Here is a 25,865-nt window from a genome sequence, read left to right on the forward strand (position 1 = left end):
GCGCTATCGCTCCATATCCGCCACCCGCAATCGCACCGCCGGGTCGCCCAACACTACGTAATTGCGAGCGTCGTCCCGTGCGATCCAGCGCAAGGCGAGCTCGGTTTCCGACACCGCCGCTCCCGCACTGCGATCACGCAGTACATCGGCGAGTTCCGTACTCAACGCCGCCCAGCGAATATTGAAGCGGTCAGTGGCCTGGCCCACGCGCTGACCGCGTAGCAGGCTGCCGACGACGTCGCGAAAGCCCTGGGTTTGCGGATCGGCGCGTTCGGACTGGAAGCTGTAGGCCCACGCGCGATCGACATGTCCCAGCACGGCCAATGCACCGCCCTGCGGGTGTGCGAGCAGCCGCTGGGGCAGGCGCGCCGTGAACGGGTAGGGCGCGATGCGGTGGCTGTCGGCGCCGGGTGCGCTGAAGTTGTCCAGATCGGGAGCGCCCGCGCCAAAGCACGCAAAGCAGAAATGGATCAGGCCATGGCATTTTGCGTCGGCGGGGATGTCGCTCGCGGCGAACCAGTGGCTCGCATCGATGGCGCCATAGCCAGGCCAGTCCTGGCACACGAGTGCACCTTGTACATCGGCAATCCGGTGGTCGTCGGCGCGCACGCACATGCCATGCGATCCGGTCAGCAGCACGGCCGGCGCGCCGTCGGGACCGTCGCCGCGCAGCAGGCCCGTCAGCGCTGCCTTGGTGGCGGCATCGCCAAGCAAGGCGCGCATGGCAAAGCCTTGCCGTTCGCCGAGCGGTTTGGTTTGCGCGGTACCCATGGCCAGTGGCGTGGCTAGCTGGCGCGTCAGCATCTGCGTGGCGCGGTCGAAGTCGTGGCACGTGGCGAAGAGGGCGACGTTGCGGCGCGACGGCACGGCCGGCGCGCTTTCGTAGGCAACGATGCTGTCGGCGTAGCGCCGGTAGTCTTCGAGTTCAGCGAAATCCAACCTGCCGACCGCCCAGTAGAGGTCAAGCGTGTACTGGAAAGCGAACGATATCCCGTCAGGCGGCCCAATCAGAACGAGGTAATACGGCACACCGAGCGCAGGGTCGACGACGTTCAGCGACACCTTGTGCCGGGCCAGCCAGGTCGTGGCGGTGTCGCCGGGCAGGCAGCCGTCCGGGCCGTGAAAGATCTTGACCTCGCCCGCTTCCGAACGCCGCTTTTCGATCAATGGCGAGAGGGCGTCAAGGTAAGGTGCCGGATCGGTGTCTGCGGCGAACAGCAAGCCCCAGCCGGCTTCCGCGAGATTGTCGGCGTCGACATCGCCCATGACGGCATAGGTATCGATCTGGCGCGCCTTTTCTGCGGCACGCTCCGGCGCGCGGCGGCCAGCCTGCTCGCGCGTGCAGAACGCCTCGATGCCTGCTTCGTCGAGATCGGCCAGCGGTTGTCCGGTGTCCGCGTGTACCCCCAGCGCGATGGGCAGCGACGTTTCGCTCATGGTGCCTCCGTGGCGCTTGCCTGAGCGGCCTGCCAGATCAGGTGCGCGACCTGCGGCCCGCTGATGTCGTTGTGCGCGCCCGAAACGCCCGATTTGTGGCAGATATAGTCGCTCGCTTCGACGTTCAGCACGCGTGCGCCGGGCATGGTGTAGCGTCCGTCGATATCGAGCATCGCGGTGTCGGCCGCGGTTTCCACGCCCTGGATGCCGAATGCGCCGATCGCGCCGAAGGTGGGATAGGTTTGCGCAGCGTCGAACGCGACCTGCCCTGCGACACCGGCGGCCCAGGGATAAAGCTCGCACACCGCGGTGTCATGCCGCGAGCGCGTGGTGACCAGCGGGCCTCGCAGCTTGCCGTCCGCCAGCAGTCGGTGGCAATACCCTGCGGAGTCGGGGCGTATCGGAATCGACGGTGCATAGGCCCACAGCGACATCGCGCCCTGCACGAGCACGCAGGAATCCACCGGCCGGCGCAGCGCCGCGGTACCGCCGGGGCCGCCCAGTGCCGCCGACATGACGATGCAGCCGAAGCTGTGCCCCATCAGGTGCACGCGGGCGTCGGGCAGAGCGTCCAGCAAGCGATTGATGAGCGGATGTACGCCTTGCTCGCCGACGGTCTGCGCGCGCTTCTTCATGGTCCAGAACGAGAGCTGGCGCAGCGGTGCGAGGATGCCGCCAAGCGAAGGCGCGCCAAACGCCGCGCTCAACTGGCTCGCTTCGGCGAACGACGCATCGGGGTTGAACGGCAGGCGGTCGGCACTGGCATCGCCATCCACGCCTTTTGCGCCAAGCGCGAGTGCCTGGTCGAGTTGCAGGTAGGCCTGCCGCACTTCCGGCGGCAACCGTGCGGCGTCGGCCCCGGTGCGCGCCGCTTCCACGATGACGGCCAGCGCTGCGCGGATTTCCGGCGTGTCGCCAAGGCGCTGCGCATAGGCGTCGATCATGGCGTCCTTGCCTGCGTGCGCGGGAGCGGCAAAGCTCGCGCTATCGCCCAGTTCTTCGTCACCCCAAGGCAGGCTTGGCCAGTGCACGCCGATATGGGCCAGCGCAAAGCCGGGCCGCGCCGTTTGCATTTCCTGCTCGTCCACTGCGCAACTGCTGAACGCGCCGATCCAGCGGTCATACTGGCTGCGTGCGGCCGGGAGGTCGCCCTGCCAGCCGTGGCTCCACAGGAAGACGTCGGTCGGAGCCGGGCCATTGCGCCATTGCGCGAGCAGGCGGTCGGACAGGCGGCCCGGCATGCCGCCTCCCGCGTCGGGGTCGTCGTTGCGCTCGGTACCGTCGGCGTCCAGCGCGATCAGCGCGTACGTGGTGCCGGTGGCGGTGATGGTCTGGAATGGCATGGCGGACTCCTGGTGTTTGCGCCGGGCTCAGCGGGTCTCGCACGCATCCGGCTGCCGCGTGTCGTCCTTGAAGTAGTCGGCCTTCTGCTGCGCCGTGAAGCCGCCACCCACAATGGCGCAGGCTTGCCGGCGCCATGCGTCGAGGTCGAGGTCCCAGACGGCAGCGACTTCAGTGCCCGCGGCGTAGAGCCAGCGCCCGTCGTCGCTGACGGAAAGCTGGGCGACAGGCTGGCGCGGATCGTGGTACAGCGCCTGCGGAATCGGCAGCGGCCGGTCGGCATGGCTGTCGAGCAGGAACAGGTTGCCGTGGTCGTCGCCGGCGACGACAAACGGCGCATCCGGGACGGCAAGCGAGGTGATGACGCCCGATGCATCTTGCTTGAGCAATACGGGCGCGACCGATGCCTTGGCGGGATCCGTGGATGCCTGTGGTCCGATCGCAAGCCGGTACACCTTGCCAAGGTAATTGCCTGCGACCAGCGCATTGCCCTGGTGGTCGAAAGCGAGGCTCGTGATCTGGCCACGCGGCAGATCCTGGAACTGGCGCACCAACGTGGCCCGCGCGCCAGCGCAATCTGGCGCGGAAGCCTCGATGTGCCACAGGCTGAGGCGGTCGTCGTCGGACACGGCAAGCTCACTGCCGCCGGGGCGGAACACGGCATTGGTGGCGCGCGCGAGATCGTCCGGCAGTGGTATCTGGCACGGCGTTGTTGCGCCGGGTTTGCTGGCGGCCGGCAGGCGCCACATCTGCAGGCTGCGGCCACTGCCGGGATCGCCGGAACGTATCGCGAGCAAATCGGCGCCTGCGCTGAGCGCGAGGCGGGCCTGCGTGCCGGCCCTGACGTCCGGCAGCGGCAGGCCTGTGCCGTCGGTACCGACCATCCACACATTGCCGCTGGCATCTGCCAGCGCCAGGCGCTGTGCCGCGCGCGACCATGCCAGCGCGGTGACGGGCGCCTGGAACTGACCGGGCAGGCGGCGCACGGCGGGCTGTGCGCCCTCTGCCTGCAGCATCGTCAAGCCCTGGCTATCGCTGGCCGCAGCCTGTGAAGGGGTGCTGCCGGCAAGGGCCAGCAATTGCGGCGGGGCGCTGTCCTGCTTGCGCGCCACGATGCGCGCGATCGGATTGCGCGGCGTATCCACGCGCATCTGCAGCAGTTCGCCTTGTTCGGTCGAGACCAGCAATTGCTGGTGTCCGCCCGGTGCGAGCCCGGTGATCTGCGCGGGCAAGTCGATCAGTTCGTTGCGCACGACCTGCATGCCCTCCGGGTCGAGCTGCCATTTGATGACGCGGCCGTCCCATCCGCCGGAAAGCAGTTGCCGGTCGCCTGTGAATACAAGCCGGACGACGGCATCGTCATGGCCGGACAACGGACGCGGCCAGCGCCCGCCATCCGCGGCGCGCCAGACATCGATGCGGCCGCTGCGCGTACCGGCCACGACAAGGCTGCCATCAGGGCTCACGGCGACACTGTGGTAGCCGGAAAACCAGTCGGTGTTGCCGGGCGGCGAAGTCAGCTCCTGAGATGGGTCGGTCAGCAGCAATGGCCCAGGCGCGGCGCCCTCCGGCAGGCGCCAGAGCCTTGCCTTGCCATCGCGCGATACCGTGGCGAGTTGGCGACCGCTGTCGAACAGCGCCAGGCCGGTGATCCGCATGGCATGCGCGCGGCCGGTGGCGACGGGCTGCTGCCAGTTGCCGCCCGCACGGGCCAGGTCCCACATGACCACGCGCCCGCCTTCGAAGCCGGCGATCAGCCGCCGGCCGTCACTGGCCAGCGCGGATACCGGGCCCCAGCCGGCGGCGGGGCGGCTGCCGCGCGGCAGTGCCAGCCGCGTTGCCCGGCCGGGCTGTGCGATGCTCCACAGCGCCACGCTGCCGTCCTGCCCGCCGGTGGCCAGCGTCCCGGCACCGGCCAGCACGAACGCGCGCACGCCTTGCGGATGCTGGTTGCGCAGTTGTGCCTCGTCGAGACTGGCGCGGCGTCCGCCGGGTGCCAGTTCGGCAATCTCGATGGCCCAGTGCCCGCTTTCGAGGCGCGCTGTCACGCGGTGCGTGGCATCGGCCTGGACTTCGATCATGCGGCCGTCGGCGCGGGCCAGGTAGGCGTCGATATGGCGTGCCCGATGCAGCGTGCCGAGCAGCGGGCGGCGGAAATCGAACGCATTGTCGGGGCGATCGTGCCCGTGTTGTCCGCGCGTGCCTTCCACGGCGGCGAGCAATGCCGCGTCGGGCGCCGGACGTGAATTGAGCAGCGAAAACAGCGCGTTCTGGCGCGCAAGATCCTGCTTGGTTGACCGCAGTTGCCACGCCGACAACACAAAGCCGATCAGGAACAGCAGCGTGACCGTGCCCAGCGCATAGCCCAATATGCGCCATTTGCGCGAGCGTGCGCGGGATTCGCGGTGGCGCCGGTATGCCGCCAGGAAGCGGTTCTCGGCTTCGCTGTGCATGTCTTCCGGCTCGAGCAGGGTGTCGTCGAGTTCTTCGGTGGACGTGAGCTTGCCGAATACGCCCGGGTTCTCGCCGGACAGCGCCCACGCCCGCGCAAGCTGCTTCCAGTGCGGCAGGAACTGCGTGCGCCATTGGGCGTTGCTGGCGCGTAGCGGCTCGGTCAGGCGGTCGTGCGTGAGTTCGTACCACTGCGCGTCCTGCCGGCTCTGCGCGCGTACGAGGTGATATTGCTGCAGTACGCCAAGTTCCGCCGCGGTGGGCGACGCGCGTACACCGGCGTCGAGCGTGGCCTGTGCGCGCATATTCGCAGCGGTGATCAGCCGGCTTTCGATCCATTCGCGCACCACGCGCTGGCGCGCGCGGGTCGGCGCCGCGGCATCCAGGGCGAGGTTGCAGTACGAGGCCAGCGCGGCACCCGTGTCGAGCCGTTGCACCTGATCGAGCGTAATGACCGCGCCGGCGGGCGGCGTGCCGGCTTCGCCAAAGCATTGCCGCCACAGGCTCAGGCCGACGACTTGCAACTGGACCGGTTCGACAAAGCGGCCCTCGCGCATGACGGCCTGGCCATTTGCGTCGCGCGTGCGGATCTGCGCGAGGTCATGCACCAGGCGTTCCGCGGCGTCTTCACGGAAATCCACGCCCACGGCTTTTGCCGGCCCGGTCAACGCTTCCAGTGCCTGCTCGCGCGTCAGCAAGTCGATGCGCATGGTGTTGGTGAGCCGCGTCGGCACGAGATCGCGATAGGCGTCGAGCCACGAGAAATATTCCTCGCGCATCGATACCAGCGCCCAGACCGGGCTGGCGCCATGCTCGAGCACGTCACCGAGTTGCGCGAAAAACTCGTGCTTCTGCGCGATGTCGTCGCTGTCGAGCGTGAAGATCTCCTCGAACTGGTCGAGCACGATCATGAGCCGTCGCGGCTTGGTGTTGCTGGCCTGATCCTGCATGCGGGACACGCACGACAGCAGCGTGTCGTCCGCACGCGGCTTTACGCCCGTGCGCGTGGCCCAGCAATGCAGCACGCTCGTGACATAACGGTTGGCACCGCCATACGGTGCGCTCACGCGCGCGGTGGGCAGCACGTCGAAGCGATCAGCCAGCCGCGGACGCAGGCCGGCTTCGATCAGCGAGGTCTTGCCCGCACCCGACGGCGAGTACAGCAGCACGATGCGGTCGGCGATCAGGCGGTCGCGCAACTCTTCGATCTCGGCGTCGCGGCCGAAGATGGGGTCGGTTTCGTCGAGTGGACTCGGGCCGATATAGGGGCCGGCGTGGGCGTCCGCCATGTCATGGCTCCATGCGCTGCTGCAGCTCGGCGGTGAACATACCGACATCGCCCCAGTACAACTTGAGCCTGGCCTTGTCCTGGAAATAGCGCTCCAGGTATCGGCGTGCACTGACCGGGTCGACGATGCTGTTCGGATCGAGCTGCGCCGACAGGTGCTGATATTCCTGGCGCAGGTCGGCACCTTCGAGGTTCAGGATGCTGCGGAACAGGATGCGGAATTCCCACGACTGCACGTCGAAGCCGACGAAGAGCAGGGCGCTGTCGTTCAACCTTGCGCGCACCGCGAGCGGGATCGCATTGCGGTTGACCGAGACGCTGGTGAGGTAATCGAAGTACTGGTCTTCGGTAAGCACCAGCGAGCCGGGCTCGCGCAGGTCGCCGAAGAGCTTGAGCACCATCGGCGCCTGCGCGGTCGGTGCGGCGCGCTTGCGGCCCTCGGCGAGCGCATCGTCGCAAGCCTCGGCCTGGCGGTTCCAGCGGCATAGCCGCACGCTCGGATCGGCGCCGTTTTCGCGCAGCGCATCGGGAAGCAGGTCGCTGGGGTCGGTGCTCAGGTAGACCGGCAGCTTCAGGCGCGCCATGGTGCGATACGGACTCTGCGGCTCGCGGTCGCGCTGCGCGCGGCCAACGGCGCTGACCACGTCGCCGAGCTGCGCGATGATGTCCTCGTTCTTCAGCGCGAGCAACTCGGGTGGCAGCAACTCGCGGTACTGCTGCACGATATGCTGGTAGGCGAACTTGAAGAACAGCCGCCGCGGGAATACTCCCTGCTGCGAAACCGCCAGGTACTGGGCGACCTGTGGCAGCTCGTCGCGCTCGTGCGGGGCCATCGGGAAGTGGTAGGCCTCGGCCCACATTTGCGCGAGCTGCAGCCGTGAACCGAACACGGTTTCGCTCATCGCGGGGCCGAGGATCGGCGTGGTCTCGCCGTGGCGGATGTTCTCGATGACGGCGCGCCATGCGTCGCCGCCATCGCCCTCGTCGGGCGCGAAGCCGGGTGGATAGAAGATGCGGCCGCTGTCCAGCCGCGTGAATACCGCAGGCATCCACCAGTCCGGGTACTCGCTGACCGCTGCGCGCGCCACGCCGGCGGCGCGATCGACTTCGCCGTGCTCGCGCAGCTCGGCAAAGAAGAGCGGCAGGAATGCATCCATGGTGGCCATGCCGACATTGCCCTGCATGGCCAGCACTGCCGGCACACCGGCCTGCGCGAGCAGCGGGCCCAGAGCCATCAGCGTGCTGGCGCTGCGCGCGGCGCCAGCTCCGGCGCTTTGACACGAGCACAGCACCACCAGGCTCGGCGGGCGCTCGAGCGTCCCGATGCGGTTCACGAGCACGCTGCCGCTGACCAGGTCGCGGCTGCCGTCGGCGTGTTCCAGCCAAAGCATGGGCTGGTCGTCCACGAGTGCGCCATGGCAGATCAGGCAGAACACGTCGGCGCCATCCTGCAGCGCCGCGAAGATGCGATCGATCGTGGCGTGGCCCGGCTCGGCCAGCGTCGTAGCCGGAATCGGCGCGAGTGCGGCGACGGCGCGCGCGGCTTCGCCAGTTGCGTCGATCGGTTTGAGTTCGGCGCCGAGCCCACTCGGGTTCGCTACGACCACGAGCGCGCTGACATCGCTCTTCGCGCGCAGCCGCGGCAGGCGCATCTCGCGCGCAAACAGGTAGCGTGAGAAGAAGCAGCGCTGGGTGATGAACAGCGCGTGCTCGCCGGTGGGGTCGTAGAGCGTTTCCCAGGGCAGCGCGTGCAGTTCCTGCGCATCGACGTCGATGCGCAGGCGCACGCGCAGGTCCAGGCGGCGCTCATTGGCCGATGCCTGCGCGACGACGAAAGCATCGCGCAGCGGCGGTGCGCCGAACAGGCTCGCGGCCAGCGCGCGGCCGCACACCTGTGGGTCGGCATCGCGCAGGGCGGGGTCATCGGGGGCGAGCTGTAGCGTTACGCGCGGCGTGATGACGTCGCCTTCGGGCACGCGATGCCTGGCCTCGGCTTCATATCCGCCCGCGGCATCGGTGCCGATCACGATTTCCAGTTCGGAGTAGTTGCGTGGCATGGGCGGTCAGGGCAGGGCGGCCTATGCCGAGGTTCGCGGGTCGCCTGGCAGGTAGTGCCCGGTAACGGCGCGGTAGGCTGCAGAGGTACGCTTGCCCGGATAGCCGTCCAGTCTGACGAAGATTCCTGGGTACGTATTGAGCCAGCGCTGCAGCGCGTCGGCCTGCGCGATGACGGTGGGATCGGTGGGCTTGCGCGCGGCATAGTGAACGACCAGCGGCGCGTCCGCCTCGGCATGCGCTGGCTGATCCGTGAAGCCGATCGCGCCGGTCTCGGCCATGCGCCGCAGCAGCACTGCGGCGCCGCACTGGCGCGACACGGCTGTGTCGGACCACGTGCCATCGGCCACGTATTTGCCGCGGATGTAGTGATTGGAAAAGCTCCAGAGGTAAGGCGTCGAAACCTGCGGATGGTAGGAGCGGTAGCCGAAGCCGTTGTACCGCTCCACCTGGAACAGCATGCCGGCCAGGCTCCAGTCGGTGGCCGCGCCAAGTCCCTTGAGGGCCAGCGCATCGGCTGCACTGTCTTCCCAGCTGAATGGCGGCGAACTGGCGCGCGGGCGGCCGGTGGGCACATGCGTGGTGCGGGCGCCCAGCGGGTCGCCATTGTGGAGATGGCAATCAAACCGCTGGCCGGACTCCATGTTGTGGATCACGGCGATGAAGTGCCAGGGCACGCCAGAGAGGGTGCCCGCTGTCTCATAGCGGGGCCGGTTGCGTTCCAGCGCCCTGACTAGCCCGTCGACGTCTGCCGCGCGTGCGGCGTTGATGACGCAGCTGTTGAACAGCGACGCATAGTCCTGGCGCAAGGCGTCCGTTAGCGCAATGGTGGCCATGATGCCTCCCATGCGGATTCGCTGACGGCGCCGACAGCGCCGCGGGCGTTCGCAAATGCCCCGGCAAACGCAAAGCTGGCGGCCGGCGGCTTTGTGCGCGAGCCGGTTCCCTCCGATGGCGCGCCATGCTGCAGTCGGGCCGTTCTGCGACGGCGCCGTGGCGCGCTGTGCCTGCTATCTGAAGGCTAGAAGGTGACACCTCTGATGGAAAGGTGCCGCGGACAAAACAAATGAAGATGAGATATGCAGAATATGCAATTCTCGATCAATCTGCCATCAATGAGGGCTGCGGCGCCCTCATGCCTGTTCGGAAGGATCAGGCCAGGAGCTTCGGCGGCTCGGCCAGTTCCAGCATCCGGCAGATGTCCGCCATGCTGCCGACCATGGTGCGGCGCTGCGCGCCCTGGTAGATGCGAACGCCTTTCGATTGCCGGAACGGCACCGGCTTGACCGGTTGACGGGCGGCTGCAATGTGGTTGGTTTGCGGCATGGCTACACCTCTCGATTTGGCAAAAGCGGCAAAAAGCGGCAAAAGCGGGGTCAACACCCGTCTGGCGGGCGGCATCGGCACAGCAAAGGGAAAGGGCGGCGACCAGCGCTCAGCTGGCCGCGCAGGTCAGAAGCCCGAGGAGCGGATCAGCCCGACGGCGATACCTTCCAGCGAAAATTCTTCGCGCCCGGGCGTGACCATGATGTTCGGAAAGTCCGGGTTTTCGGCGATCAGTTCGATGGCACCGCCGCGGCGCTGCAAGCGCTTGACGGTCACGTCATCGCCAAGCCGGGCCACGACGATCTTGCCGTTGGGCGCTTCACTGGCCTTGCGTACGGCGAGCAGGTCGCCGTCAAGGATACCGGCGTCGCGCATGCTCAGGCCGCGCACGCGCAGCAGGTAGTCGGGGCGTTCGTCGAAGACCGAGGCGTCAACCTGGTACTGGCGGTCGATATGCTCGGCGGCGAGGATGGGGCTGCCCGCAGCGACACGGCCAACCAGCGGCAGCGTGAGCTGCATGATGCCGGACACCGGCAGCGAGAACTGGTCGGGCATCTCGGAATCGCTGCGCGCCACCTTCAGGCGGATGCCGCGCGACGCGCCCGGCGTCAGTTCGATCACGCCCTTGCGTGCCAGCGCCCGCAGATGCTCTTCCGCGGCATTGGGCGATGAGAAGCCGAACTCGGCAGCAATCTCGGCGCGCGTGGGCGGGAAGCCCGTATTGCGGATCGTGTTGCGGATCAGGTCGAAAATCTGCTGCTGCCGGGGTGTCAGGGTCGCCATGGAAGCGCTTCCTTGATGAGTGCCCCGGTGCAATACGGCTGCCAGCCAGGCGGGCACTGTATGTTTAAACAGTATGCCTGTGATTTTATACAGTATCGGCACAAGCGCAAGCAGAATTTCAGAGCCGTCTGCTCGACTTCGGGTTTGCCGGCATGCCGCAGGTAGAATCGGCGAACCTTTACTTTCTCGTGTCCGGCCCATGTCACGATCCATGTCCCAGCTTCCTCGCGTCGTCATCCTGGCTACCGGCGGCACCATTGCCGGCGCTTCCGCCAATCCGGCGAGCAGTGCGCGCTATCAGGCCGCAACGGTGCCCGTGACGACGCTGCTGGCTGCCGTGCCGGCGCTGCAATCGGTGGCCAGGGTCGAGGCCGAGCAGGTGGCGCAGGTCGACAGCAAGGATATGGTGTTCTCTCTGTGGTCGACGCTGGCGGCGCGCGTGCAGTACTGGTCGGTCCAGCCGGATGTCGCGGGCATTGTCATTACGCACGGCACCGACACGCTCGAAGAAACCGCCATGTTCCTGCAGCTGACGCAGGCTTGTCCGGTGCCGGTGGTGCTGACCGCGGCGATGCGGCCGTCGACCTCGCTGTCCGCCGATGGTCCGCTGAACCTGCTCGACGCGGTCCGGGTTGCGGCCCATCCCGATGCATGCGGCAAGGGCGTGCTGGTCGTGCTGAACCAGCAGATCCACGCGGCGCGCGACGTGGTCAAGGCGCATACCTCCGCAGTGGATGCTTTCGTATCCGTACCATGCGGGCCGCTTGGCTTTGTGCAGGACGAGCTGGTGCGCATTGCCCGTGCGCCGGTACGGTCCGGCATGGCGCCATTACCGGTGCCGCAGCATTGGCCCGATGTGGAGATCATCGCCAGCTATGCGCAACCGGGCCGCATAGTGGTGGATGCGCTCGTCGGCGCTGGTGTGCGCGGGCTCGTCATAGCGGCGGCGGGCAACGGCTCGGTACACGAGACGCTCGTGGCCGCGCTCAGGGATGCCGTGGCGGCCGGGGTTGCGGTGGTTCGCAGTTCGCGTACCGGGGCGGGTCATGTGGCGATTCCGCCGGTTGTGGATCCCGTTTGTGGGACATTCGTGTCCGCCGCCGATCTCAATCCCTATAAGGCCAGGGTCCTGCTGTTGCTGGCCCTGGCGCAGGATCCGGGGCTCGCTTCCGACCCGGAGCGCCTGCAAGGGCTGTTTGCCTCTTCGTGACAGCGGTTGCGCGTTTGTCAATAGCCGGGCTATAATTTAAGGCTATTCAACCTTGCCGCACCGGACGTGACGCCCGGGTGGCTCATCCAAAAGGAGCGTCAATGCGTCATTACGAAATCGTCTTCATCGTCCATCCGGACCAGAGCGAACAAGTCCCGGCCATGATCGAGCGCTACAAGTCGCTCGTGACGTCGCAAGGCGGCCAGATTCACCGCGTGGAAGACTGGGGCCGTCGCCAGATGGCTTACATGATCCAGAAGCTGGCCAAGGCTCACTACGTTTGCGTCAACATCGAGTGCGGCAAGGAAACCCTGGCTGAACTGGAGCACGCCTTCAAGTTCAATGACGCCGTGCTGCGTCATCTGATCGTTCAGACCAAGAAGGCTGAAACCGCTCCTTCGCCGATGATGAAGGAAGTGCAGCGCGAAGAAGCCCGCAAGGCCGCGCAAACGACCACCGAAGGCCAGGCCGCCTGAATGCGGACTGCGGTGCCTGTCGTGGCTGGCAAAGCTGACCACGGCGGCATGGGCAACACACTGCAAGGGGCCGCGCGTTGAACCAGCTTCGGCTAGCCGCCACCTTGGCGGAACGCGATGCTCTCAGGTATACCCCGGCCGGCGTGCCCGTCGTGAACTGCATCTTGCAGTACAGCGGCGAGGCGGTCGAGGCGGATACGCCGAGGCAGGTCGAGTTTGCCATTGCAGCGATGGGGATCGGGCCGGTTGGCCAGCGCCTGGAGCGGTTACCGCTCGGCACGCTGCTCGACTGCGAAGGATTCCTGACCCGCAAGCACCGCAACAGCAAGGCCCTCGTCTTTCACATCACCGGATGCAAAGCATTCGTAAAGGATTGAATCATGGCATTCATCAAACGTGACAACAAGAATAAGAAGCGCTTCCAGCAACAGAACCCGCTGTTCAAGCGCAAGCGCTTCTGCCGCTTCACCGTGGCTGGCGTGGAACAGATCGACTACAAGGATCTGGACACCCTGAAGGACTTCATCGGCGACAACGGCAAGATCACGCCGGCTCGCCTGACCGGTACCAAGGCTCACTATCAGCGTCAGCTGGATACGGCCATCAAGCGCGCCCGCTTCCTGGCGCTGATGCCGTACACCGACCTGCACAAGAACTGATAGTCCAGGCCATAGGTCCGTAAAGGAGAGAACACGATGCAAATTATTCTGCTGGAAAAAGTGATCAACCTGGGCAACCTGGGTGACATCGTCAAGGTGAAGGATGGTTACGCCCGTAACTTCCTGATCCCGAGCAAGAAGGCCCGCCGCGCCACGCAAACCGCGATTCAAGAGTTCGAGGTGAAGCGCGCCGAGCTGGAAAAGGCTGCTGCCGAGAAGCTGGCCGCTGCGCAAGCGGAAGGCGAGAAGCTGAACGGTCAGACCGTTCAAATCAGCCAGAAGTCGGGTGTGGACGGCCGCCTGTTCGGTTCCGTGACCAACGCCGACATCGCCATTGCCCTGGGCACCCAAGGCTTCAAGGTCGAGAAGGCTCAGGTTCGCCTGCCGAACGGCCCGCTGAAGACGGTGGGTGAGCACCCGGTCAGCGTTGCCCTGCACACCGACGTGGTGGTCGACGTGACCGTCGCCGTCGCTGGCGAGCAAGTCTAAGCAAGACCTTGCCTGGCCGGCCTGTCCGGCAAGCGCAACCAGAAAGGCAGGAGCATGGCTCCTGCCTTTTTCTTTGTCTGCGGCATCCATGCCGCGGTATGACCTCCGTTTTCGCTGCACACGTTCTGGTGTCAAGGCCTGATGCCGAGTTGTTGCCGCTCATTTGTCAGGCGGGTAGCGTCCGCCCGCCGGTATAATCCCACCCCATGAACGCGCCCGTCGCCGACCCCCAACTCGACAGTCTCAAGGTACCCCCGCATTCGATCGAGGCCGAACAATCGGTACTCGGTGGCCTGCTGCTGGACAATGCCGCCTGGGACCGTATTGCCGATTTCATCTCCGAAGCGGATTTCTACCGCTTCGACCATCGGATGATCTTCCAGAACATCGCGAAGCTGATCTCCGCCACCAAGCCGGCGGACGTGATCACGGTCTTCGAGATGTTGCAGGGGGCTGGCAAGGCCGAGGAGGTGGGCGGGCTCGCCTACCTGAACTCGCTCGCCCAGAACACGCCTAGCGCGGCCAATATCCGCCGCTACGCGGAAATCGTGCGAGAGCGCGCGGTGCTGCGCAAGCTGGTGACGGTGGCGGATGACATCGCCTCGTCGGCGTTCGCGCCACAGGGCCGCGAAGTCCGGGAACTGCTGGATGCAGCGGAATCCAAGGTCTTCGCGATTGCCGAAGAGGGCTCGCGCGGCCAGAAGGGTTTCCAGGAAATCCAGCCGCTGCTGACGCAGGTGGTCGAGCGCATCGACGAGCTGTACCACCGTGATTCAACCACCGACGTAACGGGCGTGCCGACCGGCTTCATCGACCTCGACAAGATGACCAGCGGCATGCAGCCCGGTGACCTGATCATCGTGGCGGGCCGGCCATCGATGGGCAAGACGGCCTTCTCGCTTAACATCGGCGAACACGTGGCCGTGGAGCAGGGGCTGCCGGTTGCCGTGTTCTCGATGGAAATGGCGGGCACCCAGCTCGCCATGCGTATGCTGGGCTCGGTCGGCCGCCTCGACCAGCACCGGTTGCGTACCGGGCGATTGCTCGATGAGGACTGGCCACGCCTGACCCATGCCATCCAGCGCATGAACGACGCCCAGCTCTTCATCGACGAAACGCCGGCGCTGAACTCGATGGAACTGCGCGCCCGTTCGCGCCGGCTGGCGCGCCAGTGCGGGCAGCTGGGCCTGATCATCATCGACTACCTGCAGCTGATGTCGGGCTCCGGTGGCGGCGAGAATCGGGCGACCGAGATTTCCGAGATTTCGCGTTCGCTCAAGGGCCTCGCCAAGGAACTGAACTGCCCGGTGATCGCCCTGTCCCAGCTCAACCGAAGCCTGGAACAGCGCCCGAACAAGCGCCCTGTGATGTCCGATCTGCGTGAGTCGGGCGCCATCGAACAGGATGCCGACGTGATCCTGTTCATCTACCGCGACGAAGTCTACAACCCGGACTCGCAGGACAAGGGCACCTCCGAAATCATCATCGGCAAGCAGCGTAACGGCCCGATCGGCACGGTGCGCCTGACCTTCCTGGGCCAGTTCACCAAGTTCGACAACTTCAGCGGCGGTCCGGCCTTCTTCGATAACGACAACTGAAGTCAAGCCTGCCTGCGAACAAGCGTCTCGTTTGCGACATATGGGCGGGCATTGAAGCAACAACCCTGTAAAATATTGCGCTTTGATGACGGCGGCTCAAAAAGCTGCTGTTGCGCGACGCATTGCGCATCCTCCAGCAACAAACCAAGCGGCGCCGTGGCGCTGCGACAAGGAACATTCCATGTTCGGCCGATTCATGCCCACCGAGGGCAAGTTCTTCGAATACTTCAACCAGCATGCCGACTGCGCGGTGACCGCCGCCCATGAGCTGCAGACGCTGGTCAATGACTTGCCCAATGCCGAGGCGCATGCCCGCCGGGTCCAGGCGACCGAAAAGAAGGCTGACCGGATCACGCACGACACCATCGACCTGCTGCACAAGACCTTCATCACGCCGCTGGACCGCGACGAAATCCACAAGCTCATCACGACCATGGACGACATCCTGGACCTGATGGAAGACGTGGCGGAAACCATCTCGCTGTACGACGTGACCAGCCTGACCGATGAGGCGCTGCGTCTCGCCGCCATCTGCGTGCAGTGCTGCGATCAGGTCAAGATCGCCGTGGGCCTGCTCGAGGACATGGGCAACGCCAGCACCATCCTGAAGACCGCTCAGCAGATCGACCAGCTGGAATCGGAAGCTGACCGCGTGATGCGCTCGGCCATGTCGAAGCTGTTCCGCGACGAGACCGACGTCAAGCGGCTGATCAAGCTGAAGGCCATCTACGAACAGCTCGAAACGATTACCGACAAGTGCGAGGACGTGGCCAACATCATTGAAGGCATCGTCCTGGAAAACGCCTGAAGCGGAATCGGCAATGCATACCATTCAAATGAGCCTGTGGGTGATCGGCCTGCTGGTCGCGCTCGCGTTGCTGTTCGACTTCATGAACGGCTTTCACGATGCAGCCAACTCGATCGCCACGGTGGTGTCCACGGGCGTGCTCAAGCCGCACCATGCGGTGGCCATGGCGGCAATGTGCAACGTCGTCGCGATCTTCATCTTCCACCTGAAGGTGGCAGCCACCGTCGGTACCGGCACCGTAGACGTCAATATCGTTGACCACTACGTGATATTCGGTGCGCTGGTCGGGGCCATCGCGTGGAACGCGATCACGTGGTACTACGGTATTCCTTCGTCGTCATCGCATGCGCTGATCGGCGGTTTGGTCGGGGCTGCGGTGGCCAAGGCTGGCACCGGTGCACTGGTGGGCAACGGCCTGCTGAAGACCGTCGCCTTCATCGTGATCTCGCCGCTGCTGGGTCTCATCCTCGGCTCGCTGATGATGGTGATCGTGGGCTGGACCTTCTTCCGTACGCCGCCGTCGCGCGTGGACCGCTGGTTCCGTCGGCTGCAGCTCGCCTCGGCATCGCTGTACAGCCTCGGCCACGGCGGCAATGACGCGCAGAAGACCATCGGCATCATCTGGATGCTGCTGATCGCCAGCGGCCATGTCGCGGCGGGCGGCGAACCGCCGGTGTGGGTGATCGTGAGCTGCTACGTGGCGATTGGCATGGGCACGCTGTTCGGCGGCTGGCGGATCGTGCGGACCATGGGTCAGAAGATCACCAAGCTGAAGCCCGTCGGCGGCTTCTGTGCCGAAACCGGTGGCGCGATTACGCTGTTCATCGCGTCTGCCCTGGGTGTGCCGGTGTCAACCACGCACACCATTACCGGCGCCATCGTCGGTGTGGGCTCCGCGCAGAAGATGTCGGCGGTTCGTTGGGGCGTGGCCGGCAATATCGTCTGGGCCTGGGTGCTGACCATTCCGGCGTCCGCGTTCATGTCCGCGATTGCTTGGTGGGTCGGCCGCCACATCCTGTAAGGCTGGGCGGATATCCGCGTATGAAGAAAAGCCAGGCACTTGCCTGGCTTTTTTGTCGTTCAGAGGGGGGGCGCTATTTGTTGGCGAAGGCCGCGATCGGATCGTCGTCGACAGCCGGGACGGGGTCAGGTGGCGCAGCGGGAGGCACTGGTGTCGGGACAGGACCGGCGGGCTGAACCGGCAGCGGCTGGTTGACGGCCGCCACCACGCGGCGCGCGCCGTTGTATCGCGATGCCCAGTAGGGCTTGCCCATGTCCTCGAGCCGCACCGTGCCGCCGGTGGACGGCGCGTGCACGAAGCGGTTCTGGCCGACGTAGATGCCGACATGGGAATTGGCGCGACCCGTGGTATTGAAGAAGACCAGGTCGCCCGAGGCCACCTCGCTGCGGTCAAGCGCCGAGCCGCGCGCGCCCATGGCCTCGGTGGTGCGCGGCAGGTTGACGTCGGCTGCGCGGGCGACCACGTATCGCACCAGGCCGCTGCAGTCGAAGCCGCTGTCCGGCGTATTGCCGCCGTAGCGGTATGGCGTGCCGACCAGCGACATGGCCTGGATCGAAATTTCTTCCAGTCCCGCGCTCGGGTCGATCATCGGCTTGCCCGGCGTGCGGGGCAGACCGGCATGGCGGGAGGTCGGTGCGCCGGCGCAGGCCGCCAGCAGCAGTGCGGCGGCGCATACCAGCGGCAGCCGTGCCCTGGCGGGAACCGCGGGCACGCGCAGCTGGATGGCACGAAGGGCAGGAAAACGGCGCGAAGGCATCCTTACTGGGTCGGTCGCCAGCCCAGACCCGGATCCGTTCGCTACCAGCGCAACTGTGCGTCGCGGCTGCCGGTGCCGATCTTGATGGTCTTGGTCTGGCCCTTGTAACTGGCCTCGATATTGTAGCTGCCTTCTGGCGCACGTATGAGGCAGCGTGGGCCCGCGGCGCGGAACGTGGCAATTTCCTGCTCGTCGCGCAACAGGCGCACGGCGACGTCCGACAGGAATTCGCCGTTGCTGCCCTGCGTGAACAGGATGCCCATGTTGAAATTCTTTTCCAGGTCGGCCAATGCCTTGCGTTCGTCTTCGGCGATGCCGCCGCAGACATAGCTCACCGGGCCCATGGTGCGGATCACCATTTCGTCGGCCGCGTGTGCGGGCCGCCATGCGGTGCCCAGCGCCATGCCCGCGGCAGCCAGTGCGGCGAGTGCCAGCATGCGCTTGCGGTGCTGAAGGCGCAGCGTAGCCGGGACGCGCGGTTGCTGAGGGCTCATCGACGCCTCCTGTCGGGCAATCTCACAGCGAACGGGACAAGCGCCCGCGGCCCGTGGGCCGGGGAGCGAACCAGGTCCGCCGGCCGGACCTGGTGGCCCGGCCGGCGGCAAGCCTTACAGTACGTCGCCAGCGTGATCGGCCAGGCGCGAGCGCTCGCCGCGCGCCAGCGTGATATGGCCGCTGTGGCTCCAGCCCTTGAAGCGGTCCACCACGTAGGTCAGGCCAGACGAACCTTCGGTCAGGTACGGCGTATCGATCTGCGCGATATTGCCGAGGCAGATGATTTTGGTGCCCGGGCCTGCGCGCGTGACCAGCGTCTTCATCTGCTTGGGCGTCAGGTTCTGCGCTTCATCGATGATGACGAACTTGTTGACGAAGGTGCGGCCGCGCATGAAGTTCATGCTCTTGACCTTGATGCGCGAGCGGATCAGTTCCTGCGTCGCGGCGCGGCCCCATTCGCCGGCGCTGTCGTCGCTCTTCTGCAGGACTTCGAGGTTGTCGTCGAACGCCCCCATCCACGGCTGCATCTTTTCTTCCTCGGTACCGGGCAGGAAGCCGATGTCCTCGCCGACCGGCACGGTGGCGCGGGTGACGATGATCTCGTTGTACAGCTTCTGGTCGAGCACTTGCTCTAGCCCAGCCGCCAGCGCGAGCAGCGTCTTGCCGGTGCCGGCTTGGCCCAGCAGCGTGACGAAGTCGATGTCCGGGTTCATCAGCAGGTTCAGCGCGAAGTTCTGCTCGCGGTTGCGGGCCGTCACGCTCCACACATTGTTCTTGTGGTGCGTGTAGTCCTTGAGCGTCTGCAGCAGCGCGGTCTTGCCGTTGATTTCCTTGACCTGCGCATAGAGCGGCAGGCTGCCGTCCACCGGCTCCAGGTAGACGAACTGGTTGACCAGGAAGGAGGGCACGAGGGGGCCGGTCAGGCGATAGAACATCGCGCCGGTCTTCGGGTCCTGCCAGCTTTCCACGCCCTTGCCGTGCTTGGCCCAGAAGTCGCTGGGCAACTGCATCACGCCTGCGTAGAGCAGGTCCTTGTCTTCGAGAACCTGGTCGTTGTAGTAGTCCTCGGCCGGCAGTCCCAGGGCGCGCGCCTTGATGCGCATGTTGATGTCTTTCGACACCAGCACGACCTGGCGCTCGGGGTACTGCTGCTGCAGCGCGCTGACCACGCCCAGGATCTGGTTGTCGGCTTTGCCTTGCGGCAGGCCTTCGGGCAGCTTGATGTCGTTGAGCTTGGTCTGGAAGAACAGCTTGCCCTGCGCGTCGCGGTTGCCGAGCTTCGCCAGCGGCAGGCCGTCATCGAGCACGCCGCCGGTGCCGCTCACCAGCGAGTCGAGCGTGCGGCTGACCGTGCGCGCATTGCGCGCGACTTCGCTCATGCCCTTCTTGTGGTTGTCGAGCTCTTCGAGCGTCATCATCGGCAGATAGACGTCGTGCTCTTCAAAGCGGAACAGCGAACTCGGGTCGTGCATCAGGACGTTAGTGTCGAGCACGAACAGCTTGCTCGGACCTTCGGCCTTGCGTGCGCGTCGCGTCGGGCCGGCAGCCGGTTTGACCAGGCTGACCGGCGGCGTAGCGGCGGGCGTTGCGGGAACTTCTTGCGTAGGAGTCGAACGGGCGCGGGTGCCACCGGCGGCGCGCGCCTTGACGGCGGGCGCCTGTGTTTCGCCGGTTTCCAGCAATGCCACGCGTTCGAGTGCCGGCACAGGTTTCTTCCCCTGTGCGACGGCTTTGGCCTTGGGCACCGCAGTGACCGGAGCGAACTCGCTCGGATCCAGCAATTGGGCAGGCTTGGCGGGCATGGTAGGCAGCGGCATGCTTGGCTTTCCTTTCAGGGGGACAAGATGGGGGCGGAACTATCCGTGTGGCAACTCGCAAGAAGAATGCCAGCGGCCACCGGGGCATGCACGCGCGAGGCACCCGGGGCATCGGATAAACAAAAAAGCCGCCAGCCCTGCGGTACAGGTTTGGCGGCTTGCTTGCGGACCTGCGACACGGCAGGTCCGCTACCGGCCTGCGGCGCGAACCGCCTGGGCCAGGAAGTCGAATCAGCGTGGCATCCGGAATCTGAACTCATTACGGCCCAATGTATCCGAAGGTTTTCGGTTTGGCAATTGCCAGTCACGCGGGGTGGGCGTGGTGTCGCGGCAATGCCAATCGGCTTGCGTTGCCGGAGGCCATGCAGATGATGTTTCAGAGACCGCGAACCATCTCCAGCACCTCATCCACATGGTTGGGTACCTTGATGCCGCGCAGCTCGTGGCGCAGGATGCCCTTGCCGTCAACGATGAAAGTACTGCGTTCGACGCCGCGATGCTCCTTGCCATACAGCTTTTTCATCTTCATGACATCGAAGAGATTGCACACGGCTTCGTCCGGATCCGAGATCAGTTCGAACGGCAGTTCGAGTTTCGCCTTGAAATTTTCGTGCGAGCGCAGGCTGTCGCGCGAGATGCCGAACACGGTCACGCCGGCCTTCACGAAATCATCGTGCTGGTCGCGGAAGTTCATGGCCTCGGTCGTGCAGCCGGGGGTGTTGTCCTTCGGATAGAAGTACAGCACCACGGTCTTGCCGCGGTGCTCGGACAGGCGGAAGGTGCCGTCGTCACCAGTGACCGGTGCGCTGAAGTCGGGCACTGCCTTGTTGAGACTGACTGTCATTGTTATGGCTCCAGGGGAGGGGCGGTGTCGGAGACGCTGCGAGAGTCTGGACGAAGGCGGCACGGGTAGCGCGCCTGCGTCACGGAAGGGGCAGATTGGGGCGGGCGGGCAAACTTCAAGCGTGGCGTACCCTTAACTTTCCCTGGCGGCCAATGACGGCTCAGTTGCCTGCGGCTTCCGGCTCCAGCAGCAGCACGGCCGCGACCTTGCGCCCTTCCGCCATCAGGATATTGTAAGTGCGGCATGCGGCCTGCATGTCCATGGCGTCGACCCCGACATGCTTGCGGGCGAGCGAGGCGGTCAGGCGCGGATGGGGGAAGCGCAGGCGCGAGCCAGTGCCCAGCAGCACGACTTCGGGCCCGAGTTCGGCCAGCGCCTCGAAGTGGGCGGGTTCGAGGTCTTCGAAGCGCTCCACCGGCCAGGGGCGGACCTCGCCCTCCGGCAGTACCAGGACGGAATTCGTGTGACGTATCAGGTTGATTTCAATGTAATCAGGCCCGTAGGCCGTGACGGTATTGAGCGACTGTGGCTGGTCGGCGTGGAGTTTCAATTGGGGGTCCCGGAGGCGGCCTGGCTGGCGCAGCGATGCCTTCCGCGGGGCGGATGGCCGGCAGCGCGGGCAGGCAGCGGGTTGGCGGCAGGCTGCAGGCGCTGGCGGCGGGTATCCCCGAGGCACGCTGCAATGCAAGAATTGCTGCCGAAGTCTGTCATAATCCGATAAATTATAGCTTTTGCCTCCGTGTCTGCCACATTCGCGGCATGACTGCGTTGCAGCGCAACGGACGGCGCCCCCGAGACACTCCATCCGGATTCCCATGTTCGCTGCCGCCGACGCGGCAGTTTTCGCCTCCGCCGATATCGCCGTGAAACCCATCCAGAAATCCAACAAACTCAATAACGTTTGCTACGACATCCGCGGCCCGGTGCTGGAAAAGGCCAAGCAGATGGAGGAAGAGGGACACAAGATCATCAAGCTGAATATCGGCAACCTGGCCGTATTCGGTTTCGATGCCCCGGAGGAAATTCAGCAGGACATGATGCGCAACCTGCCGAATTCGGCGGGCTATTCGGATTCCAAGGGCATCTTCGCCGCGCGCAAGGCGATCATGCACTACACCCAGCAGAAGAATATCCAGGGCGTCGGCCTGGAAGACATCTACGTGGGCAACGGTGCGTCCGAACTGATCGTGATGGCAGTCAACGCGCTGCTCAACAGCGGCGACGAAGTCCTGGTGCCGGCACCGGACTACCCGCTGTGGACGGCGGCGGTGAGCCTCTCGGGTGGCACGCCGGTCCACTATATCTGCGACGAGTCCAACGAGTGGATGCCTGATCCGGCCGATATCCGCGCCCGCATCACGCCGCATACCAAGGGCATCGTCATCATCAACCCGAACAACCCGACCGGCGCGCTGTACTCGGACGAGTTGCTGCTCGAGATCGTCGCGATCGCGCGCGAGCACGGGCTGATCATCTTTGCCGACGAGATCTACGACAAGGTCCTGTACGACGGCAACGTCCACACCTCGATCGCCTCGCTGTCGACGGACGTGCTGACGGTGACGTTCAATGGCCTGTCGAAGAACTACCGTTCGTGCGGCTACCGCGCCGGCTGGATGGTGGTGTCGGGCGACAAGCGTCCGGCGCTCGACTATATCGAGGGCCTGAACATGCTGTCCTCGATGCGCCTGTGTGCGAACGTGCCGGGGCAGTGGGCCATCCAGACCGCGCTGGGCGGCTACCAGAGCATCAACGACCTGGTGGCCGAAGGCGGTCGCCTGCGCCGCCAGCGCGACCTGGCTTATGAGCTGATCACCGCGATTCCCGGCGTGAGCTGCGTCAAGCCCAAGGCCGCGCTGTACCTGTTCCCGAAGCTGGACCTGTCGATGTACCCGGTGCAGGACGACCAGGAGTTCATTTACGAACTGCTGCAGGAGTCCAAGGTGCTGCTGGTGCAGGGATCCGGCTTCAACTGGGACAAGCCGGATCATTTCCGGATCGTATTCCTGCCGCACGAGGAAGATCTGCGCGAGGCAATCAACCGTATCGCGCGCTTCCTGGAGGCGTACCGAAAACGCCACGGCAAGGTGGCTGCCTGATCGGGCGGCCGCTGCAAACCATCCTTAGCAACCTAGAGTCAGATTGTCCATGAACCCCATCAAAGTTGGCCTGCTCGGCATCGGTACCGTCGGTAGCGGCACGTTCAACGTGCTCAAGCGCAACCAGGAAGAAATTCGCCGCCGCGCAGGCCGCGGCATCGAGATCGCCGTGGTGGCTGATCTCAACACCGAGCGCGCACGCGAGCTGACCAACGGCGAAGTCGAGATCGTCAACGACGCCAATGTGGTGGTGGCCCGTCCGGACATCGACATCGTGGTCGAGCTGATCGGCGGCTACGGCATCGCGCGCGAACTGGTGCTCAAAGCCATCGAGAACGGCAAGCACGTAGTCACCGCCAACAAGGCGCTGCTGGCCGTGCATGGCAACGAGATCTTCGAAGCCGCGCGCAGGAAGGGCGTGATCGTCGCGTTCGAGGCCGCAGTGGCCGGTGGCATCCCCATCATCAAGGCGCTGCGCGAAGGCCTGACGGCCAACCGCATCCAGTGGATTGCCGGCATCATCAACGGCACCACGAACTTCATCCTGTCCGAGATGCGCGACAAGGGCCTGGATTTCAACACGGTCCTGAAGGAAGCGCAGCAGCTCGGCTATGCCGAGGCCGACCCGACCTTCGATATCGAAGGCGTCGACGCCGCGCACAAGGTCACGCTGATGAGCGCCATCGCGTTCGGCATGCCGGTGCAGTTCGAAAAGGCCCACGTGGAAGGCATCACCAAGCTGGCCGCGACCGACATCAAGTACGCCGAGGAACTGGGCTACCGCATCAAGCTGCTGGGCATCACGCGCCGCCGCGACGACGGCGTGGAACTGCGCGTGCATCCGACGCTGGTGCCGGCTTCGCGCCTGATCGCCAACGTGGAAGGCGCGATGAACGCCGTGCTGGTGCAGGGCGACGCCGTCGGCGCCACGCTGTACTACGGCAAGGGCGCGGGCGCCGAGCCGACCGCCTCGGCCGTGATCGCCGACCTGGTCGACGTGACGCGTCTGCACACCGCCGACCCGAACCACCGCGTGCCGCACCTGGCGTTCCAGCCGGACGAGCTGTCGAACGTGCCGGTGCTGCCGATCGAGGAAATCAACAGCGCCTACTACCTGCGCATGCGCGTGTCGGACGAGACCGGTGTGCTGGCCGAGATCACGCGCATCCTGGCCGAGGGGGGCATCTCCATCGACGCGATGCTGCAGAAGGAATCGCGCGAGGGCGAGCCGCAGACCGACATCATCATCCTGACCCACGTGACGCGCGAGAAGCACGTCAATGCCGCCATCGCGAAGATCGAGTCGCTGCCGACCGTGCTGTCGCCGGTCACGCGCCTGCGCATGGAAGAACTGAACTGATCGGCAGGATATTCCGGACCCATGAAATACCAGTCGACCCGCGGCCACGAAGTGCCGCAATCGTTCTCTGAAATCCTGCTGGGCGGCCTGGCGCCGGACGGCGGCCTGTACCTGCCGGTGCAGTATCCGCAAGTCACCGCCGACGAACTGGAAGCCTGGCGCAAGCTGTCGTACGCCGACCTGGCGTTCGAGATCCTGAGCAAATTCTGCGACGACATCCCGGCCGAGGACCTGCGCGCGCTGACGCGCAAGACCTATACCGCCGAGGTGTACTGCAACGCGCGCGCCGGCGACAACACCGCCGACATCACGCCGCTGCGCACGCTGGGCGAGGAAGGTGGCACCAAGCTGCAGCTGCTGGGCCTGTCCAACGGCCCGACGCTGGCCTTCAAGGACATGGCCATGCAGCTGCTCGGCAATATGTTCGAGTACGCGCTGGGCCGTGCCGGGCTGGAACTCAACATCCTGGGCGCCACGTCCGGCGATACCGGCAGCGCTGCCGAGTACGCGATGCGCGGCAAGCGCGGCATCCGCGTGTTCATGCTGAGCCCGCACCGCAAGATGAGCGCGTTCCAGACCGCGCAGATGTTCAGCCTGCAGGACCCGAACATCTTCAACCTGGCGGTGGAAGGCGTGTTCGACGACTGCCAGGACATCGTCAAGGCGGTCTCGAACGACCTCGAGTACAAGGCCCGCCAGCGCATCGGTACGGTCAATTCGATCAACTGGGCGCGTGTGGTGGCCCAGGTCGTGTACTACTTCAAGGGCTGGCTGCTCGCGACCACGGGCCCTGGCCAGAAGGTGTCGTTCTGCGTGCCGTCGGGCAACTTCGGCAATGTCTGCGCCGGCCATATTGCGCGCATGATGGGTTTGCCGATCGACAAGCTCGTAGTAGCGACCAACGAAAACGACGTGCTCGACGAGTTCTTCCGCAGCGGCGCCTACCGCGTGCGCAAGTCGGCCGAGACGTACCACACGTCGAGCCCGAGCATGGATATCTCGAAGGCATCGAACTTCGAGCGCTTCATTTTCGACCTGATCGGCCAGGACGGCGGCAAGCTGGCCGCGCTGTTCCGCGATGTGGACGAGAAGGGCGGCTTCGACCTGTCGGGCACGCCGGAATACGAGCGCATCCGCGGCGAGTTCGGCTTTGTCTCGGGCCGCAGCACCCACGATGACCGCGTGGCGACGATCCGCGACATGTCGGCGCGCTATGGCATCACGATCGACACCCATACCGCCGATGGCATCAAGGTGGCGCGCGAGCATCTCAGCGCCGGCGTGCCGATGGTCGTGCTGGAAACGGCGCTGCCCGCCAAGTTCGCCGACACCATCCGTGAAGCGCTGGGCCATGAGCCGGAGCGTCCCGCTGCGTTTGAAGGCATCGAGAAGCTGCCGCAGCGCTTCGAGGTGATGGCGAACGACGCCAGCCAGGTCAAGGCCTTTATCGCCGGTCACACCGGCCTGTAAGCGGGGCGGTGCCAATGTGGCTGCGGCGCCGCCGCATGCCTTGGCGGCGCCAACTCGCTACAATCAGGCTAGCCGTGGCCC

The 25,865-nt window shown here is 65.5% G+C and carries 23 protein-coding genes; 11 read left to right on the forward strand and 12 right to left on the reverse strand.

The window, feature by feature from the left end:
• Nucleotides 1–3 precede the first annotated feature (3 nt).
• The 7 genes from KHO41_RS03920 to lexA form a co-directional block, all read right to left on the reverse strand.
• The gene (locus tag KHO41_RS03920) at nt 4–1,437 is read right to left on the reverse strand and encodes a C25 family cysteine peptidase (RefSeq protein WP_211952000.1); all 1,434 of its coding nucleotides are present in this window, start codon (nt 1,435–1,437) and stop codon (nt 4–6) included.
• Complete coding sequence (locus tag KHO41_RS03925) at nt 1,434–2,780, reverse strand: hypothetical protein (RefSeq protein ID WP_211952001.1); 1,347 nt, start codon at nt 2,778–2,780, stop codon at nt 1,434–1,436. Before KHO41_RS03925 ends, KHO41_RS03920 begins: the two co-directional genes overlap by 4 nt.
• Nucleotides 2,781–2,807: 27 nt before the next feature.
• Nucleotides 2,808–6,518 (reverse strand): nSTAND1 domain-containing NTPase, encoded by a 3,711-nt coding sequence (locus KHO41_RS03930; protein ID WP_211952002.1) that lies wholly within the window; start codon nt 6,516–6,518, stop codon nt 2,808–2,810.
• Nucleotide 6,519: 1 nt separating this feature from the next.
• Entirely contained in the window at nt 6,520–8,574 is a 2,055-nt protein-coding gene (locus tag KHO41_RS03935; RefSeq protein ID WP_211952003.1) for a CHAT domain-containing protein, read from the reverse strand.
• Nucleotides 8,575–8,595: 21 nt separating this feature from the next.
• Nucleotides 8,596–9,408: a hypothetical protein gene (locus KHO41_RS03940; RefSeq protein ID WP_211952004.1), complete on the reverse strand. Its 813-nt coding sequence runs from the start codon at nt 9,406–9,408 to the stop codon at nt 8,596–8,598.
• Nucleotides 9,409–9,724: 316 nt separating this feature from the next.
• Nucleotides 9,725–9,898, reverse strand: coding sequence for a hypothetical protein (locus KHO41_RS03945; RefSeq protein ID WP_211952005.1), 174 nt, complete (start codon nt 9,896–9,898; stop codon nt 9,725–9,727).
• Between the two features lie 126 nt (nt 9,899–10,024).
• The gene (lexA, locus tag KHO41_RS03950; RefSeq protein WP_211952006.1) at nt 10,025–10,681 is read right to left on the reverse strand and encodes a transcriptional repressor LexA; all 657 of its coding nucleotides are present in this window, start codon (nt 10,679–10,681) and stop codon (nt 10,025–10,027) included.
• 211 nt (nt 10,682–10,892) lie between these two features.
• Here lexA and KHO41_RS03955 point away from each other — a divergent pair, with 211 nt between their 5' ends.
• From KHO41_RS03955 to KHO41_RS03990, 8 genes are all read left to right on the forward strand, one after another.
• Complete coding sequence (locus KHO41_RS03955) at nt 10,893–11,891, forward strand: asparaginase (RefSeq protein ID WP_211952007.1); 999 nt, start codon at nt 10,893–10,895, stop codon at nt 11,889–11,891.
• A 101-nt stretch (nt 11,892–11,992) separates the two neighbouring features.
• Nucleotides 11,993–12,367, forward strand: coding sequence for a 30S ribosomal protein S6 (gene rpsF, locus KHO41_RS03960; RefSeq protein WP_211945285.1), 375 nt, complete (start codon nt 11,993–11,995; stop codon nt 12,365–12,367).
• 77 nt (nt 12,368–12,444) lie between these two features.
• Complete coding sequence (gene priB, locus KHO41_RS03965; RefSeq protein ID WP_011298167.1) at nt 12,445–12,744, forward strand: primosomal replication protein N; 300 nt, start codon at nt 12,445–12,447, stop codon at nt 12,742–12,744.
• Nucleotides 12,745–12,747: 3 nt separating this feature from the next.
• Nucleotides 12,748–13,026 carry a 30S ribosomal protein S18 gene (rpsR, locus tag KHO41_RS03970; RefSeq protein ID WP_011298166.1) on the forward strand — a complete coding sequence of 93 codons (279 nt, stop codon included), beginning with the start codon at nt 12,748–12,750 and terminating at the stop codon, nt 13,024–13,026.
• 36 nt (nt 13,027–13,062) lie between these two features.
• Nucleotides 13,063–13,515 (forward strand): 50S ribosomal protein L9, encoded by a 453-nt coding sequence (gene rplI, locus KHO41_RS03975; protein ID WP_211952008.1) that lies wholly within the window; start codon nt 13,063–13,065, stop codon nt 13,513–13,515.
• Between the two features lie 206 nt (nt 13,516–13,721).
• A complete protein-coding gene (locus KHO41_RS03980; protein ID WP_211952009.1) occupies nt 13,722–15,113 on the forward strand; it encodes a replicative DNA helicase in 1,392 nt (463 codons plus the stop codon).
• A gap of 181 nt (nt 15,114–15,294) precedes the next feature.
• The gene (locus KHO41_RS03985; protein WP_011298163.1) at nt 15,295–15,921 is read left to right on the forward strand and encodes a DUF47 domain-containing protein; all 627 of its coding nucleotides are present in this window, start codon (nt 15,295–15,297) and stop codon (nt 15,919–15,921) included.
• A gap of 13 nt (nt 15,922–15,934) precedes the next feature.
• Nucleotides 15,935–16,942, forward strand: coding sequence for an inorganic phosphate transporter (locus tag KHO41_RS03990; RefSeq protein WP_211952010.1), 1,008 nt, complete (start codon nt 15,935–15,937; stop codon nt 16,940–16,942).
• Nucleotides 16,943–17,015: 73 nt separating this feature from the next.
• Here KHO41_RS03990 and KHO41_RS03995 read toward each other — a convergent pair whose 3' ends face one another.
• From KHO41_RS03995 to KHO41_RS04015, 5 genes are all read right to left on the reverse strand, one after another.
• A complete protein-coding gene (locus tag KHO41_RS03995; protein ID WP_211952011.1) occupies nt 17,016–17,699 on the reverse strand; it encodes a C40 family peptidase in 684 nt (227 codons plus the stop codon).
• Nucleotides 17,700–17,740: 41 nt separating this feature from the next.
• On the reverse strand, nt 17,741–18,193 hold the full coding sequence (locus tag KHO41_RS04000; protein ID WP_211952012.1) for a hypothetical protein: 453 nt from the start codon (nt 18,191–18,193) through the stop codon (nt 17,741–17,743).
• A gap of 114 nt (nt 18,194–18,307) precedes the next feature.
• Nucleotides 18,308–20,011, reverse strand: coding sequence for a PhoH family protein (locus tag KHO41_RS04005; protein WP_211952013.1), 1,704 nt, complete (start codon nt 20,009–20,011; stop codon nt 18,308–18,310).
• Between the two features lie 376 nt (nt 20,012–20,387).
• Nucleotides 20,388–20,855: a peroxiredoxin gene (locus tag KHO41_RS04010; protein ID WP_211952014.1), complete on the reverse strand. Its 468-nt coding sequence runs from the start codon at nt 20,853–20,855 to the stop codon at nt 20,388–20,390.
• Between the two features lie 160 nt (nt 20,856–21,015).
• A complete protein-coding gene (locus tag KHO41_RS04015) occupies nt 21,016–21,405 on the reverse strand; it encodes an Mth938-like domain-containing protein (protein WP_211952015.1) in 390 nt (129 codons plus the stop codon).
• A 313-nt stretch (nt 21,406–21,718) separates the two neighbouring features.
• Between KHO41_RS04015 and KHO41_RS04020 the strand changes: the two genes are divergently transcribed.
• From KHO41_RS04020 to thrC, 3 genes are read left to right on the forward strand one after another with little or no spacing between them, the layout of a single operon-like run.
• Nucleotides 21,719–22,954 carry a pyridoxal phosphate-dependent aminotransferase gene (locus KHO41_RS04020; RefSeq protein ID WP_211952138.1) on the forward strand — a complete coding sequence of 412 codons (1,236 nt, stop codon included), beginning with the start codon at nt 21,719–21,721 and terminating at the stop codon, nt 22,952–22,954.
• A 49-nt stretch (nt 22,955–23,003) separates the two neighbouring features.
• Entirely contained in the window at nt 23,004–24,314 is a 1,311-nt protein-coding gene (locus KHO41_RS04025) for a homoserine dehydrogenase (RefSeq protein WP_211952016.1), read from the forward strand.
• Nucleotides 24,315–24,335: 21 nt separating this feature from the next.
• Nucleotides 24,336–25,784, forward strand: coding sequence for a threonine synthase (thrC, locus tag KHO41_RS04030; RefSeq protein WP_211952017.1), 1,449 nt, complete (start codon nt 24,336–24,338; stop codon nt 25,782–25,784).
• The last annotated feature ends 81 nt before the right edge of the window (nt 25,785–25,865 follow it).

This window comes from Cupriavidus numazuensis, assembly GCF_905397435.1.
In the GTDB taxonomy this organism is placed as follows: Bacteria; Pseudomonadota; Gammaproteobacteria; order Burkholderiales; family Burkholderiaceae; genus Cupriavidus; species Cupriavidus numazuensis.

What these genes read in the sequence shown, in the direction of transcription:
- KHO41_RS03920 (WP_211952000.1), bottom strand. Translation starts at nt 1,437, where the DNA reads ATGAGCGAAACGTCGCTGCCCATCGCGCTGGGGGTACACGCGGACACC.
- KHO41_RS03925 (WP_211952001.1), bottom strand. Translation starts at nt 2,780, where the DNA reads ATGCCATTCCAGACCATCACCGCCACCGGCACCACGTACGCGCTGATC.
- KHO41_RS03930 (WP_211952002.1), bottom strand. Translation starts at nt 6,518, where the DNA reads ATGGCGGACGCCCACGCCGGCCCCTATATCGGCCCGAGTCCACTCGAC.
- KHO41_RS03935 (WP_211952003.1), bottom strand. Translation starts at nt 8,574, where the DNA reads ATGCCACGCAACTACTCCGAACTGGAAATCGTGATCGGCACCGATGCC.
- KHO41_RS03940 (WP_211952004.1), bottom strand. Translation starts at nt 9,408, where the DNA reads ATGGCCACCATTGCGCTAACGGACGCCTTGCGCCAGGACTATGCGTCG.
- KHO41_RS03945 (WP_211952005.1), bottom strand. Translation starts at nt 9,898, where the DNA reads ATGCCGCAAACCAACCACATTGCAGCCGCCCGTCAACCGGTCAAGCCG.
- lexA (WP_211952006.1), bottom strand. Translation starts at nt 10,681, where the DNA reads ATGGCGACCCTGACACCCCGGCAGCAGCAGATTTTCGACCTGATCCGC.
- KHO41_RS03955 (WP_211952007.1), top strand. Translation starts at nt 10,893, where the DNA reads ATGTCCCAGCTTCCTCGCGTCGTCATCCTGGCTACCGGCGGCACCATT.
- rpsF (WP_211945285.1), top strand. Translation starts at nt 11,993, where the DNA reads ATGCGTCATTACGAAATCGTCTTCATCGTCCATCCGGACCAGAGCGAA.
- rpsR (WP_011298166.1), top strand. Translation starts at nt 12,748, where the DNA reads ATGGCATTCATCAAACGTGACAACAAGAATAAGAAGCGCTTCCAGCAA.
- rplI (WP_211952008.1), top strand. Translation starts at nt 13,063, where the DNA reads ATGCAAATTATTCTGCTGGAAAAAGTGATCAACCTGGGCAACCTGGGT.
- KHO41_RS03980 (WP_211952009.1), top strand. Translation starts at nt 13,722, where the DNA reads ATGAACGCGCCCGTCGCCGACCCCCAACTCGACAGTCTCAAGGTACCC.
- KHO41_RS03985 (WP_011298163.1), top strand. Translation starts at nt 15,295, where the DNA reads ATGTTCGGCCGATTCATGCCCACCGAGGGCAAGTTCTTCGAATACTTC.
- KHO41_RS03990 (WP_211952010.1), top strand. Translation starts at nt 15,935, where the DNA reads ATGCATACCATTCAAATGAGCCTGTGGGTGATCGGCCTGCTGGTCGCG.
- KHO41_RS03995 (WP_211952011.1), bottom strand. Translation starts at nt 17,699, where the DNA reads ATGCCTTCGCGCCGTTTTCCTGCCCTTCGTGCCATCCAGCTGCGCGTG.
- KHO41_RS04000 (WP_211952012.1), bottom strand. Translation starts at nt 18,193, where the DNA reads ATGAGCCCTCAGCAACCGCGCGTCCCGGCTACGCTGCGCCTTCAGCAC.
- KHO41_RS04005 (WP_211952013.1), bottom strand. Translation starts at nt 20,011, where the DNA reads ATGCCGCTGCCTACCATGCCCGCCAAGCCTGCCCAATTGCTGGATCCG.
- KHO41_RS04010 (WP_211952014.1), bottom strand. Translation starts at nt 20,855, where the DNA reads ATGACAGTCAGTCTCAACAAGGCAGTGCCCGACTTCAGCGCACCGGTC.
- KHO41_RS04025 (WP_211952016.1), top strand. Translation starts at nt 23,004, where the DNA reads ATGAACCCCATCAAAGTTGGCCTGCTCGGCATCGGTACCGTCGGTAGC.
- thrC (WP_211952017.1), top strand. Translation starts at nt 24,336, where the DNA reads ATGAAATACCAGTCGACCCGCGGCCACGAAGTGCCGCAATCGTTCTCT.